General features: G+C 61.8%; 18 protein-coding genes. 9 read left to right on the plus strand and 9 right to left on the minus strand.

All coding sequences use genetic code 11. The features are described from left to right. Positions 1-1,519: Ti-type conjugative transfer relaxase TraA (gene traA / locus AS026_RS43585; RefSeq protein ID WP_245307588.1), on the minus strand; the 1,519-nt coding region annotated here is incomplete at its 3' end. Between the two features lie 245 nt (positions 1,520-1,764). On the opposite strand from traA, the gene traC reads away from it, so the two are divergent. From traC to traG, 3 genes are read left to right on the plus strand one after another with little or no spacing between them, the layout of a single operon-like run. Continuing rightward, on the plus strand, positions 1,765-2,061 hold the full coding sequence (traC, locus tag AS026_RS23100) for a conjugal transfer protein TraC (protein ID WP_028748404.1): 297 nt from the start codon (positions 1,765-1,767) through the stop codon (positions 2,059-2,061). 4 nt (positions 2,062-2,065) lie between these two features. Beyond that, entirely contained in the window at positions 2,066-2,281 is a 216-nt protein-coding gene (gene traD, locus AS026_RS23105) for a type IV conjugative transfer system coupling protein TraD (protein ID WP_028748403.1), read from the plus strand. Then, positions 2,268-4,289: a Ti-type conjugative transfer system protein TraG gene (gene traG, locus AS026_RS23110; RefSeq protein ID WP_081687996.1), complete on the plus strand. Its 2,022-nt coding sequence runs from the start codon at positions 2,268-2,270 to the stop codon at positions 4,287-4,289. The genes traD and traG overlap by 14 nt, the downstream gene beginning before the upstream one ends. A gap of 17 nt (positions 4,290-4,306) precedes the next feature. Here traG and AS026_RS23115 read toward each other — a convergent pair whose 3' ends face one another. Next, positions 4,307-4,600: a hypothetical protein gene (locus tag AS026_RS23115; RefSeq protein ID WP_028748402.1), complete on the minus strand. Its 294-nt coding sequence runs from the start codon at positions 4,598-4,600 to the stop codon at positions 4,307-4,309. 138 nt (positions 4,601-4,738) lie between these two features. Here AS026_RS23115 and AS026_RS23120 point away from each other — a divergent pair, with 138 nt between their 5' ends. After that, entirely contained in the window at positions 4,739-4,987 is a 249-nt protein-coding gene (locus tag AS026_RS23120) for a hypothetical protein (RefSeq protein ID WP_028748401.1), read from the plus strand. 132 nt (positions 4,988-5,119) lie between these two features. Then, entirely contained in the window at positions 5,120-5,389 is a 270-nt protein-coding gene (locus AS026_RS23125) for a WGR domain-containing protein (RefSeq protein ID WP_028748400.1), read from the plus strand. A gap of 206 nt (positions 5,390-5,595) precedes the next feature. Here AS026_RS23125 and AS026_RS23130 read toward each other — a convergent pair whose 3' ends face one another. The 7 genes from AS026_RS23130 to AS026_RS23165 all read right to left on the minus strand — a co-directional run bounded on the left by AS026_RS23130 (position 5,596) and on the right by AS026_RS23165 (position 10,577). Then, positions 5,596-5,835, minus strand: a complete 240-nt coding sequence (locus tag AS026_RS23130) for a hypothetical protein (RefSeq protein ID WP_028748399.1) — start codon at positions 5,833-5,835, stop codon at positions 5,596-5,598. 2 nt (positions 5,836-5,837) lie between these two features. Beyond that, entirely contained in the window at positions 5,838-6,281 is a 444-nt protein-coding gene (locus AS026_RS23135) for a DUF3846 domain-containing protein (protein ID WP_028748398.1), read from the minus strand. 123 nt (positions 6,282-6,404) lie between these two features. Further along, the gene (locus AS026_RS23140) at positions 6,405-6,725 is read right to left on the minus strand and encodes a DUF736 domain-containing protein (protein WP_028748397.1); all 321 of its coding nucleotides are present in this window, start codon (positions 6,723-6,725) and stop codon (positions 6,405-6,407) included. 1,018 nt (positions 6,726-7,743) lie between these two features. After that, positions 7,744-8,598, minus strand: coding sequence for a DUF932 domain-containing protein (locus tag AS026_RS23150; protein WP_028749707.1), 855 nt, complete (start codon positions 8,596-8,598; stop codon positions 7,744-7,746). Between the two features lie 456 nt (positions 8,599-9,054). Beyond that, complete coding sequence (locus AS026_RS23155; protein ID WP_028749708.1) at positions 9,055-9,480, minus strand: type II toxin-antitoxin system VapC family toxin; 426 nt, start codon at positions 9,478-9,480, stop codon at positions 9,055-9,057. Beyond that, entirely contained in the window at positions 9,480-9,734 is a 255-nt protein-coding gene (locus AS026_RS23160) for a type II toxin-antitoxin system Phd/YefM family antitoxin (protein WP_028749709.1), read from the minus strand. The genes AS026_RS23155 and AS026_RS23160 overlap by 1 nt, the downstream gene beginning before the upstream one ends. A 462-nt stretch (positions 9,735-10,196) precedes the next feature. Next, positions 10,197-10,577, minus strand: a complete 381-nt coding sequence (locus AS026_RS23165) for a hypothetical protein (protein ID WP_062371854.1) — start codon at positions 10,575-10,577, stop codon at positions 10,197-10,199. 144 nt (positions 10,578-10,721) lie between these two features. Between AS026_RS23165 and tnpA the strand changes: the two genes are divergently transcribed. From tnpA to AS026_RS23185, 4 genes are read left to right on the plus strand one after another with little or no spacing between them, the layout of a single operon-like run. Beyond that, positions 10,722-11,192 (plus strand): IS66-like element accessory protein TnpA, encoded by a 471-nt coding sequence (gene tnpA / locus AS026_RS23170; protein ID WP_062368489.1) that lies wholly within the window; start codon positions 10,722-10,724, stop codon positions 11,190-11,192. Then, positions 11,189-11,545, plus strand: coding sequence for an IS66 family insertion sequence element accessory protein TnpB (gene tnpB / locus AS026_RS23175; RefSeq protein ID WP_028749713.1), 357 nt, complete (start codon positions 11,189-11,191; stop codon positions 11,543-11,545). The genes tnpA and tnpB overlap by 4 nt, the downstream gene beginning before the upstream one ends. A 48-nt stretch (positions 11,546-11,593) precedes the next feature. Beyond that, positions 11,594-13,168 carry an IS66 family transposase gene (gene tnpC, locus AS026_RS23180; RefSeq protein WP_028749712.1) on the plus strand — a complete coding sequence of 525 codons (1,575 nt, stop codon included), beginning with the start codon at positions 11,594-11,596 and terminating at the stop codon, positions 13,166-13,168. Further along, positions 13,165-13,728: a UPF0149 family protein gene (locus AS026_RS23185; protein WP_062368490.1), complete on the plus strand. Its 564-nt coding sequence runs from the start codon at positions 13,165-13,167 to the stop codon at positions 13,726-13,728. Before tnpC ends, AS026_RS23185 begins: the two co-directional genes overlap by 4 nt. Positions 13,729-13,797 lie beyond the last annotated feature (69 nt).

Raw genomic sequence — 13,797 nt, forward strand, 5'->3', positions numbered from 1 at the left:
GGTCGGGATCGCCGACAAGAACGAGTTTAGCGCCCGCCCCGACAACAGCTTCGACAAAGCCGGCCATCTGTTTCGAGGCGACCATGCCGGCCTCGTCGATCACGAAGACGGTCTTTGCGTCGATGCCATCCCGACCCCGCTGCCAGCGCAATTCCCAAGACGACAGCGTCCGGCTCTGGATGCCGGCTTCCTTCTCCAGCCCCTCGGCCGCCTTGCCGGCAAGCGCGCCACCGACGACTCGATATCCAGCCGCCTCCCAGGCTTCCCGCGCCGCCTTCATCATCGTCGTCTTGCCGGCGCCGGCACGGCCGACGATTGCCGCGATCCGCGCTTGACCTGCAACATGTTCGATCGCGGTTTTCTGCTCATCCGACAGGCGTGCGTGACGAGCAAAAGTCGTCTGCAGGACTACCTGCTTCACGCCGTGCGAGGCTTGCCGCGACAGCCAGATGGCGCGATTGGCCATCTCGGCTTCGAGCTCAATCATCGCCCGCGTCGTAAAGCGCGCCGGCACCCTCTCTCCGGACGCGAAATCGATCGTGTCGCGCTGCAGGCGCAGTACCTCGGGCTGCTGGAGAATGCGCGCCATCAGCTGCTGGAAGGTCGCGGGATCATCGACATAGCGATGCAGCACCTTGGCGACATCCCTGGTGTCGAAGACGCTTTGCTCGCGCGTGATCAGGTCGAGCACGATCGCCGGATTGCGCAGGATACGGCGGGTGTTTTCGGCGCGGCGTTTGTCGTTGAGTTCGAGCCGTTCGAGCTCTGGAACGGCGCCATGCATCGCCGCCTTGCGCTCGATCGCCTTGGCGCCAACGCCGAGGTGAATGGTCGGCTCGAGCGCGATGCCCTGCTTCTCGTAGGAGCGGCCATCGACACGAAGCGAAATCCCGTTCATCGCCAGATGATGGTTCTGGCGCTCGAACCAGCCGTCGCGCAGCGCATTGAACTCGACTGCTCCTCCGGCCCAGAGTTCGTAGACCTGTTTGCCTGCTTTGGTTTTCAGCGGCTGACCATCCTCGCCCATAACCGCGACCTTCTTGGCCCCGAAGCCGTCCTCGGTCAGCGGACGCAGCGTCGTCATCAGGTGGATGTGCGGATTGCCGGGATTGTCGTGATAGACCCAGTCAGCAACCATGCCTTTGGCGAGAACATGCTTGTCGGCGAAATCCCGTACCAGCGCGATGTTCTGCTCGGCTGTCATTTCGAGCGGCAGCGCGATCGTCAGGTCCTTGGCAAGCTGCGCATCGGCACGCTTTTCGAAGGCTTCGATTCGGTTCCAGAAAGCTTCCGAGGCGCCGGAGATCGAGCGATCGGCAATCAGCTGCCGCGCCCAGGCAGGCGCATCGGCCGGCAGCGAAAATTCCTCATGCAACAGGCCCTGCTTGCGGGTGTAATCAATGGTGCGGGCCTCGCGCTCGTAGTCCATTTTCGCGCAATGCCGATAGGCCGCCGACAACACGGCGCTGCGGCCTTCGCCGCGGCTGACGATGCTGACGGAGAAATGGGCGATGGCCACGGTGCGAGAAACTCCCGGTTCGAACCTCGTTCTCTCGTGAGAAGCGGCCCGGCCAGGGTGGCAAAACCCACGTCGCGCTAGCGACGTATAATTGCGCCCTTGGATCCGCTCTCATCGAGCGGCGGGATCATGCCCCAAAGCGTCGGCCTTGCCGACATGCAGATCTGCATGTTGGCCTGGCGGCCCTTTCGGGAGAGTCTGGCGCCGCTGAGAGAACGCCAGACGCACAAGGAGCGGCAACCGGAATGAAGAAGCCATCATCGAAGATCAGGGAAGAGATCGCACGCCTGCAGGAACAGCTCAAAGCAGCCGAGACACGCGAAGCCGAACGCATCGGCCGGGTCGCACTGCGGGCAGGCCTCGGCGAGATCGAGATCGACGAGGTCGAGTTGCAGGCAGCGTTGGAGCAGGTTGCGCATCGGTTTCGCGGAGGCAAAGGGGTTGCGAACGGAAAGAAAAATGCCGGCGACGGCAAGCCCAGTAGCGCATCGGCCACGAAGGACGAGACTGGTGCGGCTCAGAGCGGCGCTGGCGAGGCTTGAGCGGATGGGGCGGACGATGGCGAACGATGCCCGGAAGAAGGACACCCGTGAAAAGATCGAGCTCGGCGGCCTGATCGTCAAGGCGGGCTTGCGCTACGAGAAGCGGGCGCTGTTGCTCGGGCTGCTGATCGATGCGGCCGGACGAATTCGGGGCGATGACAACGAGCGGGAGAGAATGACGGCAATCGGGACGAAGGGATTCGGCAATGACGCTGAATAGGTTGTTGCTCGCCCTGCTGCCGGCGACGATCATGATCGCAGCGACCATCCTTGTTCCCGGGATCGAGCAGTGGCTCGCAGGCTTCGGCAAGACGGCGCAGGCGAAGCTCATGCTCGGTCGAGTCGGTCTGGCGCTTCCCTATGCGATCGCCGGCGGCCTCGGCGTGATTTTTCTGTTTGCCGCAAACGGTGCTGCGCACATCAAGGCTGCGGGCTGGAGCGTTGCGACGGGAAGCGTGGTCGTCGTGCTGGTCGCCGCGTTGCGCGAAACGCTACGGCTACTCGGCATCTCAGCAAATGTGCCGGCGGGCCAATCCGTCCTCTCCTATATCGATCCATCGACGTCGATCGGCGCGGCCGCTGCGATCTTCTCCGGCATCTTCGCGATCCGGGTTGGCGTCAGCGGCAATGCGGCGTTTGCGAGACCCGAGCCGCGGCGGGTTCGCGGAAAACGCGCGGTCCATGGCGACGCCGACTGGATGACCATGACGGAAGCGGCAAAACTGTTTCCGGACAGTGGCGGCGTTGTCATTGGCGAACGGTATCGTGTCGATCGCGACAGCGTTGGAGCAACGTTGTTTCGCGCCGACGTGGCCGAGAGCTGGGGTGCCGGCGGCAAGTCACCACTGCTCTGCTTCGACGGCTCGTTCGGCTCGTCGCATGGCATCGTCTTTGCCGGCTCCGGCGGCTTCAAGACCACATCGGTGACCGTGCCGACCTCGCTCAAATGGGGCGGCAGCCTGGTGGTACTCGATCCATCCAGCGAAGTTGCCCCGATGGTCATCGATCATCGCCGCAAGGCCGGTCGCAAGGTGATCGTGCTTGATCCGGAGACGCCGGCGATCGGCTTCAACGCGCTCGACTGGATCGGCCGTTTCGGCAGCACGAAGGAAGAGGATATCGTCGCGGTCGCGACCTGGATCATGACCGACAATGCGCGGGCGGCATCGGCGCGTGACGACTTCTTCCGCGCCTCCGCCATGCAGTTGCTCACCGCCCTGATCGCCGACGTTTGCCTGTCCGGCAATACCGACCAGAAGGAGCAAACACTGCGGCGCGTCCGGGCCAATCTCTCCGAGCCCGAGCCGAAGCTGCGCGAGCGGCTGACGCGTATTTACGAGGGCTCGGAATCCGTGTTTGTGAAGGAGAACGTCGCGGTGTTCGTCAACATGACGCCCGAGACATTTTCCGGGGTCTATGCCAATGCCGTGAAGGAAACGCACTGGCTTTCCTATCCGAACTATGCGGCGCTGGTCTCGGGCAACAGCTTCTCCACGGACGAGCTCGCCAAGGGCGAGACCGACATCTTCATCGCGCTTGACCTGAAGGTGTTGGAAGCGCATCCCGGGCTCGCTCGCGTCGTCATCGGATCGTTCCTCAATGCGCTCTACAATCGCAACGGCGAGGTATCAGGGCGAACGCTCTTCCTGCTCGATGAGGTGTCGCGGCTCGGCTATCTCCGCATTCTCGAAACCGCGCGCGATGCGGGACGCAAATACGGCATCAGCCTGACGCTGATCTTCCAGTCGATCGGCCAGATGCGCGAAGCCTATGGCGGTCGCGACGCAAGCTCGAAATGGTTCGAGTCCGCGTCGTGGATATCCTTTGCGGCGATCAACGATCCGGAGACGGCAGATTATCTGTCGAGACGCTGCGGCGAGATGACGATCGAGGTGGATCAGCTGAGCCGCACGAGCCAATCGTCCGGATCGTCGCGCTCGCTATCCAAGCAGCTGAGCCGCCGCCCTCTGATCCTGCCTTATGAGGTCATGCGCATGCGCGGCGATGAGCAGATCGTGTTCACCGCGGGCAATCCGCCGCTCCGGTGCGGCCGAGCGATCTGGTTCCGAAGGGAGGACATGAAGGCCTGCGTGGGGACAAACCGGTTCCATCGGGGCGGCGCACGCGCCGCTAGGGAAACTCGGGAACCGCGACACGCGATCATCGATATAGCGCCTGAACGGTCCCGGCCTTCGCCTGCCGCCGGCCAAGAGATCGGAGGCGACTGAGGCCTCCGATCGAAGCCTCATGGCTCATCGTCGGAGACGAGCCCTGCGTCCTCACGGCCGATACGCCAATAGCCATCGGACCACAGCGACGGCAGATGGTCCTCGTCGCCGCCGAAATGGGCGATGACGAACGTGTCCGGATCGTGAAAGAGGCCGAATTCCACGTTCTTCTCGATCAGGTACAGGAGCGCCTTAGTCAGGAAGTCTTTCGATACCGTGGCCGGCAGATGCACCTCACCGTCGAAATACTCCCTCAGGGCCAGGCAATCGGCTGCGTCCGCTTCAACGACGTTGACTTCATTCTTTGTCATCGAAAATCTCCTTTGTGTCTCTGACGCAGAGGTGTCCGCACTGGCGCATCGAGGGGTCAGGGACCGCGTGAGCGGCCGCAGGGCGGCGAGCGGAGAACCAATTTTTTGTGAAGGCCCCGACAGGGGCAAGATGCAAAAATGCAGGGGCGCCGCGATGTCCTTTACGCCGGAGAGGCCGTGCGACAATGGGGCGTCAGTGATAGGGAGACCCACGGCGCCAGGGGCGCCGTGTCCGCATCCGGCGCAGCCGGCGGGGGAGTGCAAGGGTATGTCCTTGCGATGAAGCCGGCCGGCCGGTCCAGTTGGCTTTATCACCTGCGCGAGGATCGTCACCGATATCGGCGAAGACCGCTGGCGGGCTTCGTGAGCGCCATTGGGCGCGAGTAGAGCCGTCCCCGCAGGGGCTCGCCCAGATTGCTCATTTTCCGGTCGAACCCATCACCATGATGAATCAATCGAGGCCAACCGATTCACATCTCTCGTTGGACGCAGACTCCGCGTTGCGCGATCCTGGCGGCCATGATTGCACAGCCCTACCAGCTCTATATCGAGCGAATTGATCCGACGAGAAACATGGCCCGCTATTATGCCATGTCGATCGAGCCGACTCTGTTCGGTCAAGCGTGCCTCATCCGTCGATGGGGACGCATCGGCGCTGCGGGTCAGAGGCTGGTGCATCATTTCCAGCACGAGCAGGAAGCGGTCGAACTCTTCCTTGCACTCCTCAGGCAGAAGCGCTCGCGCGGATACGGATCGAGGCTTCGCGCCGGCAGAAAAACGATCAATTGACCGGCGGCAAACGGCCGGCCATGCGCAGCAAAGCCTGCGCCGGGGTTCGACGCCCCGGCGCAGGCTCCCGGGGTGCATGAGTCCGCAGGTCCCTGCGCAGTCGTCATTCGGCTGATGGCCTAAGCAGTTGGCGAGACGCCATTTCCGTTCAGAAGAGCCCGCTTGAGAGAAGGGCCCGTGCCGGCCCTCCTCTCCTGATTCCCGATCTACGCGCGGTTCGAAAAGAGCGGCATGATGCGCTTCTTCGAGAGGCGATCGCGCGTCGTGGTGAACATGGAGCCATCCCATTCCCGCCATGTTTCCCACCCGTTGATGGTGGCGCGTCCGTACCAGACGCGCACCTTGACGGTTGTCTCATCAATTTCCTCGACGATTGAAACGGTGAAGCTGCCACCCAGGTTCGATGGGGTATCGTACACTTCGACCTCTTTTTGCCGATCGGCCATGTTCAGACCTCCGGGCGGATAATTGCGGGCCGGTTTTGCTGAACCCGGATGGTGAAACCCGCAACGCGGGTGCCGATGATACCCGGCTCATCGATATGCTCGAAAGCGGGATCGAAGACGGCACGCGAAATCAGGAACTGGCCCGCGACAAGATCGATGGAATGTGTCGGCGAAACGCTGTCGCCTTCCTCGTTCACGCCCGTCACGAGCAGGTTCCCCGCAAGCGGCGACGGAAAATTCGCCAGCTGCGTAAAGCAGTCGAGGCCGTCGACAAGGCCGTTATCGTCGCAATAGGCGATGTGATAATCCCCGATCCGGACAACATCGATGCACGTGCAATCGATGTGGGCATAGATGGATTTCAGGGCGTCCTGCCGGTTGATCTCCACGCTGCGGATGGTTCCGGCCTTGGCGTCGATAAGATAGCCGGTGATTGTCTCTGTCATTGGGGTGATCTCCTTCTTTCCGCGAAACAGTGCGGCTCTTGCCCTCCGGGCAGAACCTCGGGGTTTTCGGCCCGCCCGCACGGAGCAATCCCCACGGGCGAGGCCGATGTTCCATCCGCTGGCTCAATCCCAGGGAATGACGGCCATCAGGTCTTCGTCGTCCTGACCGGGGTAGCGGCCCAAATTGGCATTGAGCCGCCCATGGCCGGTGTTGATGGAAAGGCTGTAATAGTCGCCGCCGCTCTGGTTCTTCCTCTGCCAGACCGCACCGATTTCGACCTGCCGGCCCCTCGGGGACTTTGCAAAGAGGCGGTAAACCGGCGCATCGGGGTTGGTGCTGCGGTTTTCCTTGCCCGTGATGTCGAGGTCGTAGGAGATGGAAGCGATGTTGCCGGTAAGGGTGTTGTTCTCACCGAAGCGGATGAAGTTTGCGTAGTCGGTCATTGTCTGTCTCCGTTGGTTGCGGTTGCCACCCCGAAGGGCAAGCCCCCTCGGGCGAAGCCTCCCCGGTCTTTCCGGGGGAATGGCCTCTGACATTCCCCCGGACAGAGGGGGGAGGGCATAGCCCGCCCCTCGGCGACGGTCGGGCGGGTCAAGGGGTCGTGACGGGGAAAAAACGGTAGGTTCGGCCGCAGGCGGAAAGCCGTTTTTTTTCCGGCGCGACAAGCGGCTGTGCCGCGCCTGCCCCTTGATCCGGGCGGCCGACGATGTCATGGGGCGAAACAAACAGACACGGCGCGGAACGAGCCTCATCGCCGGGTGCAAAGCGCCCGATGGACAAGCGATCTTAACCGGGATCGGCGGAGACGGCGGAAGGCCGGCACCGTGCCATCGGCATAGAGCGCGATCCGCTCGGCGAGCGGATGGCCCGAATAGAAGGAACGATCTTCAACACATCGGCGGAGGTCAGGCGTTCGTTTCCCACCAGGCTCCGGAAAACCCTACGGCGCTATATAGGAGCGCGGGTTTCCTCCGCCTGCTCCGCTCGCCGGCGGCTCGCTCCGGCCGCGGTCGCGCCGCCCGGCGGCGCTGCGGCTGGAAAACGATTTCGGACAGCGCTCACGCGCAGACTCTGTACTTTTGATCGCGCCAGCGCGACGTGAAACGAGCACGGCGCGATCCTGCAAAGATGAAGAATATCGGAGAAATCAGCATAGCGCCGGCCGCCGGCCGGGATTTCGGGAATTCTCGACGCGCAAGGAGCGGAAAGAGGGCAGCCGCAGGAGCTTCAACAAAGTGGCCCGAAGGGGAAGCGGGATCGACTGCCCCCCGCTTCTTGCGCTCCGTTTTCATGGGCGGGTGGGGAGCAGCGAGGGGTGGGGCGCCAGGGGCACCCCTCGCCCTGCCCGCGCCGCTTCGATAGCGGCTCGGGGCAGGAAGCAGCTTCACCCGGTCGATCCGGTGGTCTTGACGAATTGGGAGCTGCGCCGCCCTGTGCCGACGGCGCTCGCTGCTTGAACAATCACTTCGCAGCTTTTAGCGCCGCCATCTTCTCACCGATCAACCAAAGCGCCTTGTTGAGCTTGATATCCTGATCGATGCCGTTCACCGCGCGGGACTTCATGCGGCGTGGCCTACCGAGATCGTCGCAGCCAATGCCGCGCAATCCACCCTTGACGGCGTTTTCCTGCACCACGTTCCAGACCGTCCAGAGATCTTCGGCGCGATCATCATGACGGCGGGGAGCGAGCAATTGTTCGGCCTTGATCGGCGTCGTCGTTTCGCCTTCGCCGTCCCCAAATCGCAGGACGTGAGCCGCGTCTGCGAGAATATCCCTTTCATCGCGGTTTAACTTCAGAGTTGACCAGTCCTGCGGAGCGGCAAGCGTGCGTTCGGCCTCGCCGAGAACGCGATAGGTGCCCTCGATGACCTTGTGCTGCACGTCGCCGGAATGGCGCACCTTGATCGCATCGATCGTGCCGGTCTGCGTCACCAGCGAGTTCAGGCAACGCACGCGGAAAAGCCCTGCCATCAGTTCGTAGGCGCTGGTTCCGTCATTAGCGTTCTTGAGGAGGATTTCGCAAACGGTGTCGCCGACGCTGTAAACCTTGCCGTCGTCGATGCGGCGCATGCGAATGAGGTGCTTGGTAAAATCGGCCTTGCCCTCGGTGCGGCTACGCGACTGCTTGGCGCCAACCGGCATGAACCCTTCCCGCATGAGGCCGCGCAGGATCTCGATGGTAGGAATGGGCTGGAACCGTTCGGACCGGCTTTCGTGGGCGGTCACGGCGAAGATGGAAGGGGCGATGCGGCGCATTTCGGTTTCGGTCAGCGCCCGGCCTGTGTCGAAACGTGCTGTCTCGGTGTAGATGCTCATTGTCTGTCTCCAAGTTTTCCCGTTGCCACCCCGAAGGGCAAGCCCCCTCGGGCGAAGCCTCCCCGGTCTTTCCGGGGAATGGCCTCTGACATTCCCCGGGACAGAGGGGGGAGGGCGAAAGCCCGCCCCGCGGCGGCGGTTGCTCGGGTCAAGGGGTCGTGGCGGGGAAAAACGGAAGGTTCGGCCGCAGGCGGAAAGCCGATTTTATCCGACGCGACAAGCGGCTTGCCGCGCCTGCCCCTTGATCCGGGCGGCCGGCGATGTCAGGGGCGAAAACAAGGCGGACCGGAACGGACCTCATCGCCGGGTGCGCAGCGACCCGCCGGGCAAGCGATCGTTACCGGAATCGGCGGAGACGGCTGCAGGCCGGTTCCGTACCATCGGCATAGAGCGCGGTCGGCTCAACGAGCCGATGGCCCACACAGAGCGAACGATCTCAATGGAAACGCAGGGATGTTATGTCGGAAGATCCCACGGATTCGCGAGCGCGACACCCATACCCTCGAAATCCTTGATATTGCGCGTGACCAGCGTCATACGCCGCGTGAAGGCTGTCGCCGCGATATAGGCGTCATTGATCGGCTTGGGATTGGGCACATGCCATTGGGCGGCCTGAACGGCCGCCGCCTCGTCGAGAGGCAGGATGCGGCCGGAAAACGCGGTGAGAACGGTATTTTCCAGCCAGTTGCGCAGCACCTTCCCGGCGGCTGCATCATTACGCTCCACCAACCGAACGCCGATCTCCAGTTCATGCAGGACGACGGAGGAAATGAAGGTCTCGGCTGGATCGACGGTTTCGTTCCAGACCACGACATTGGGATCAGCCTTGCCGCTCGCAACCTTGCGCAGTTCGGACACGACATTGGTATCGAGCAACAGCATCAGGACAGGTCGACCGGTTGGGCATGTTCGGTGCGCGACGGCAACGGCAAGTCGACGTCATCAGCCCCCGGCACCGCCAGCATGTCACCGAGCGTCCGCATCTTGCCTGTGAGGCGTTTGTACTCGTCGAAAGACAGGAGAACATGCGCAGGCCGTCCCCTGTCAGTGATGATCACAGGCCCATCCTTGGTGGCGCGCTTTGCACGACCAAGGTCCTGATTGAGTTCTCGACCTGAAAGCGTGGTGACGGTCATGGCGAGCCTCCAAGACTCGTGGTTACGTAACCACATTTAATCCGCATTGGCTGGAATTGCAAGATGCAGCGGCTCGCGGGACACCGGTCGCAAGCTGCCCGACCGTGGTCGGCGAGTGCGATCCTGCAAAGATGAAGAATATCGGAGAAATCAGCATAGCGCCGGCCGCCGGCCGGGATTTCGGGAATTCTCGACGCGCAAGGAGCGGAAAGAGGGCAGCCGCAGGAGCTTCAACAAAGTGGCCCGAAGGGGAAGCGGGATCGACTGCCCCCCGCTTCTTGCGCTCCGTTTTCATGGGCGGGTGGGGAGCAGCGAGGGGTGGGGCGCCAGGGGCACCCCTCGCCCTGGCCCGCGCCGCTTCGATAGCGGCTCGGGGCAGGAAATCCGGCGTCGGTCTCAGCCTGACATCGGCTTGCCCGGCCTCGACGCAATCGAGCACCTTTCTAAATCCTGCCGTGAAAATCAGAAAAGTCTGAGCTGGCCGGTCTTTTCGACATCAAAGGCCGGTGCCTTTGGTTCGGCTGTGCGCGACCTGACAGGCTGCGCAACGTCAATGCCGGTTGCTTCGGGCGAGGGCGTCGGCGCGCGCCCCTTCCCTTCCCGCTCGGCTCTCCGGAGCTTCGCATTCCAGCCCCCGATGACATGGGCCAGCGTGTGCCATTCCTCGTGAAACCGCATCGCGAGGCTGTCGCCTACCAGAACCGTTGCGGGAATATGCAGAAGCGAGAACTGGATATAGGCCATGTGGACGGCGCGCCGGTCGATATCGACGGCGGTGACATGCAAGCGTTGCTGGTAGTTGAAACCCGCATCCCTGATGGCTTGGGCCAGGGCGACGATCATCGCGCCGCTTCCCACGGCGCGTTCCTGTGCAGTCAGGAAGCCGCGTTCCTCTATGATTTTTCCGTGAGCGCGACGAACAGCCCACCTTTTCTTTTGTGAATGAGGCCTCGAGATAAGCTCTATCATTGATAGGAGTGGACCGGGATGGTTGGAGATCGCGCTGATGCCATGCTTGAAGTCATGGATGAAGGCATGCATGAAGCCAGGCATGAGGGAAAGTATCGGCGGATCGAGGTGATCACCGGTCGGCGGCAGCGGCGGAATTGGACTGACGAGGAGAAGGCGCGGATTCTCGCGGAGAGCGCAGAACCTGAAGTGAACATTTCGGCTGTTGCGAGGCGCTGGGGCGTCAATCGCGGCTTGCTGAATGTGTGGCGACGGGAAGCCGGACTAACCTCTCAACGGTCGGCAAAGACTAGTTTGCCGCCTGCCGTGTTCGTGCCGGTGACAGTGGTTGGGGATGGCGCACGACACGAAGGCTCGCCATCGAATGCCCCAGAGGTTCTCGCTGGCCGAATTGAGATCGAGATTGCGGGCGCACGCATGACGGTCATCGGCTCGGTAGCGCCTGAACTGGCGCAGGCGATGGTAGCGGCGTTGCGAGGGCGCCGGTGATCGGAGTTTCGCCAAATGGCGTGAAGATCATGGTTGCGACGCAACCCGTCGACTTCCGGCGCGGCATGAATGGCCTGGTAGCTTTGGTGGCGTCAGCCCTTGCGGCCGATCCCTATTGTGGCGACGTGTTCGTGTTCCGCGCCAAGCGTCTTGATCGGCTTCGCTGCATTTATTGGGACGGATCAGGCATGATCCTAGCGACGAAGTGGTTGGAGGCGGGCAAGTTCGTTTGGCCTCCGATCCGCGATGGCGCTATGCAGATGAGTGCCCAGGAGTTCTCGCTTTTGCTGGCCGGCATTGACTGGACGCGCGTCAAACGAAACGCGGTGAGGAGGCCCTCAAAAGCAGGCTGATCCTATTGGTTTTGCTTGAAGATTCAGACCCGTGTGGTAGGGTCTGTCATGCCGCTTCGACCCGATCCCTTGCCCCAGGATGCTGCGCAATTGACCCGGATCATTCTCTCGCTCGACGAAGAGAATGCCGATCTCAAGGCGCGCGTTGCCTTCCTTGAGCGCCAGCTCTTCGGGACGAAATCGGAGAAGATGACGACGATCGATCCAACGCAGGCAATGCTCGATCTTGGCGATCTAGGCGACATTCCCGTTGCTGCCAATGACGATGTCGCGCCGGTCGATGAAGACAAAACGCAGGCACGGCGATCGCCAGCCCGCAATATCGGCCGTTTGCCGAAACACCTTCCGCGTTATGACGAGCTCATCGAGCCAGCGAGCAAGACTTGCCCCTGCTGTTCGTTCGAACTTCATTGCATCGGCACTGATGTCAGCGAGGCGCTCGACATCGTGCCTGCAGTAGTCCGGGTGAAACGGACGATCCGGCCACGCTATGCATGCCGGGCTTGCGAGAGTGGCATCGTGCAAGCACCCGCACCAGCACGCATCATGGACGGCGGCATGGTGACCACGGCGTTTGCAGCCCATGTCGCCGTTTCGAAGTTTGCCTGGCATTTGCCGCTGCATCGCCAGGCGCAGATGCTGGCCTCCTGCGGCGTCATCATTGATCGCGGTACGCTCGGGGCATGGGTCACGCGGGTCGCCTGGTGGCTCGAACTTCTCTACGATGCACTCACCGCCTTCATCCGCTCGCAGCCGAGGGTGTTCTGTGACGAGACGCCACTTCCGCGCCTCGATCCGGGGCGCAAACGAACCAAGGTCTGCCAGTTATGGGCACAAGCGGTTGACGATCGGCCATGGAACGGTCCGGCGCCGCCGGCGGTGGCCTACATTTTTGCCGAAAGCCGCAGCGCTCGCGAGATCGAGGGGCAACTGTCGTCGTTCGCCGGCGTGCTTCAGGTTGATGGATATCAAGCCTATAAAACCATGGTCAAACGACGCGGCAAGAGCAACGTTGCCCCCATGCGGCTGGCCTTCTGCCTCGCTCATGCACGGCGAAAGTTCGTTGACGTCGTCAAACTGACCGGCTCTTCGGAGGCCTTGTCGATCCTTGCCAGGATTGCCGAAATCTATCGCATCGAAGCAAAACTACGAGGGGAAGATGAAGATACCCGGCTTAGCGGCAGGCGTCGTGAGGCAGCTCCCATCATGAGAGAACTGAAGGTCCATCTCACCGAACTGAGCGACGAGGTGTCGTCGAAATCGGCACTTGGCAAGGCAGTCACTTACATGCTCAACCACTGGAGCGGATTGACAGCCTTTCTAGAGGATGGCCGGATCGAGGTGGACTCCAATGTCGTCGAGCGTTCCATGAAATCCGTGGCTTTGACGAGAAAGAACTCATTATTCGTGGGCAACGAGCGGGGTGGAAAGACCTTCGCTGTCCTGGCATCGCTCGTGAACACGGCAAAGCTTAACGGCGTGGACCCCGACGTCTGGCTTGCCGATGTGCTGGAGCGCATCATCTCCGGCAAAGTGAAAGCCAACGAGATGGAGAGCCTTTTGCCTTGGGCCTGGAAGGCGGAACGCGAAGCGATGACACAGCAGGAGCGACAAGCGGCATGACACAGAACAGCCAGGAGATGACGCCGCGACCGAAGCTCGATGACGACGCATTCGAAGCCTTTATCAGGAGACGTCGTCCGCCATCGCCTATCTGGTCAATGAGCAGACTCGATGGTTATCTTACGGCCCTCATCATCGGCCCCAGGTTCATCGACCCACGGCAATGGATCCCGGAACTGACCGGCCCGGATGCCCTAAACCTGCCGATGGAAACAACCGAACATCGGGCCGTGCAGACGATCGTTGCAGAGTATAATCGGATATCTGCAAGCCTTTCCGAGAGACCGAAAGACCACCGGCCAAGGTTCACCCAGATCGATGATCAGACCCTTGATCCATTTGATTGGGACATCTGCTTTCTCATTGGAACACGACACGCGCCAAGGCTTTGGCAGCCTGTCCTTCGAGGTCATGCCGTCACTGGGGATATCATTGCGCCGATCCGCAAGCTCGGCGAGGTAAAACGGAAAGCGACCCACCAGGATGCTGCTGCCGTCGCCGAAGCACTCGTCAATATCCGAACCTATTTTATGCCGAAGCGGGCAAAGCAGAAGTTCTGACCGAGAGCCAGAAAGCCAGAAACCTATTTAGTCAAATCACGAAAGCCGTGGGCCATTCGTTGCGCTCAC

It is taken from the genome of Rhizobium altiplani (genome assembly GCF_001542405.1).
GTDB classification, from domain to species: Bacteria; Pseudomonadota; Alphaproteobacteria; order Rhizobiales; family Rhizobiaceae; genus Rhizobium; species Rhizobium altiplani.

What these genes read in the sequence shown, in the direction of transcription:
- traC (WP_028748404.1), top strand. Translation starts at nt 1,765, where the DNA reads ATGAAGAAGCCATCATCGAAGATCAGGGAAGAGATCGCACGCCTGCAG.
- traD (WP_028748403.1), top strand. Translation starts at nt 2,066, where the DNA reads ATGGGGCGGACGATGGCGAACGATGCCCGGAAGAAGGACACCCGTGAA.
- traG (WP_081687996.1), top strand. Translation starts at nt 2,268, where the DNA reads ATGACGCTGAATAGGTTGTTGCTCGCCCTGCTGCCGGCGACGATCATG.
- AS026_RS23115 (WP_028748402.1), bottom strand. Translation starts at nt 4,600, where the DNA reads ATGACAAAGAATGAAGTCAACGTCGTTGAAGCGGACGCAGCCGATTGC.
- AS026_RS23120 (WP_028748401.1), top strand. Translation starts at nt 4,739, where the DNA reads ATGCAGGGGCGCCGCGATGTCCTTTACGCCGGAGAGGCCGTGCGACAA.
- AS026_RS23125 (WP_028748400.1), top strand. Translation starts at nt 5,120, where the DNA reads ATGATTGCACAGCCCTACCAGCTCTATATCGAGCGAATTGATCCGACG.
- AS026_RS23130 (WP_028748399.1), bottom strand. Translation starts at nt 5,835, where the DNA reads ATGGCCGATCGGCAAAAAGAGGTCGAAGTGTACGATACCCCATCGAAC.
- AS026_RS23135 (WP_028748398.1), bottom strand. Translation starts at nt 6,281, where the DNA reads ATGACAGAGACAATCACCGGCTATCTTATCGACGCCAAGGCCGGAACC.
- AS026_RS23140 (WP_028748397.1), bottom strand. Translation starts at nt 6,725, where the DNA reads ATGACCGACTACGCAAACTTCATCCGCTTCGGTGAGAACAACACCCTT.
- AS026_RS23150 (WP_028749707.1), bottom strand. Translation starts at nt 8,598, where the DNA reads ATGAGCATCTACACCGAGACAGCACGTTTCGACACAGGCCGGGCGCTG.
- AS026_RS23155 (WP_028749708.1), bottom strand. Translation starts at nt 9,480, where the DNA reads ATGCTGTTGCTCGATACCAATGTCGTGTCCGAACTGCGCAAGGTTGCG.
- AS026_RS23160 (WP_028749709.1), bottom strand. Translation starts at nt 9,734, where the DNA reads ATGACCGTCACCACGCTTTCAGGTCGAGAACTCAATCAGGACCTTGGT.
- AS026_RS23165 (WP_062371854.1), bottom strand. Translation starts at nt 10,577, where the DNA reads ATGATCGTCGCCCTGGCCCAAGCCATCAGGGATGCGGGTTTCAACTAC.
- tnpA (WP_062368489.1), top strand. Translation starts at nt 10,722, where the DNA reads ATGGTTGGAGATCGCGCTGATGCCATGCTTGAAGTCATGGATGAAGGC.
- tnpC (WP_028749712.1), top strand. Translation starts at nt 11,594, where the DNA reads ATGCCGCTTCGACCCGATCCCTTGCCCCAGGATGCTGCGCAATTGACC.
- AS026_RS23185 (WP_062368490.1), top strand. Translation starts at nt 13,165, where the DNA reads ATGACACAGAACAGCCAGGAGATGACGCCGCGACCGAAGCTCGATGAC.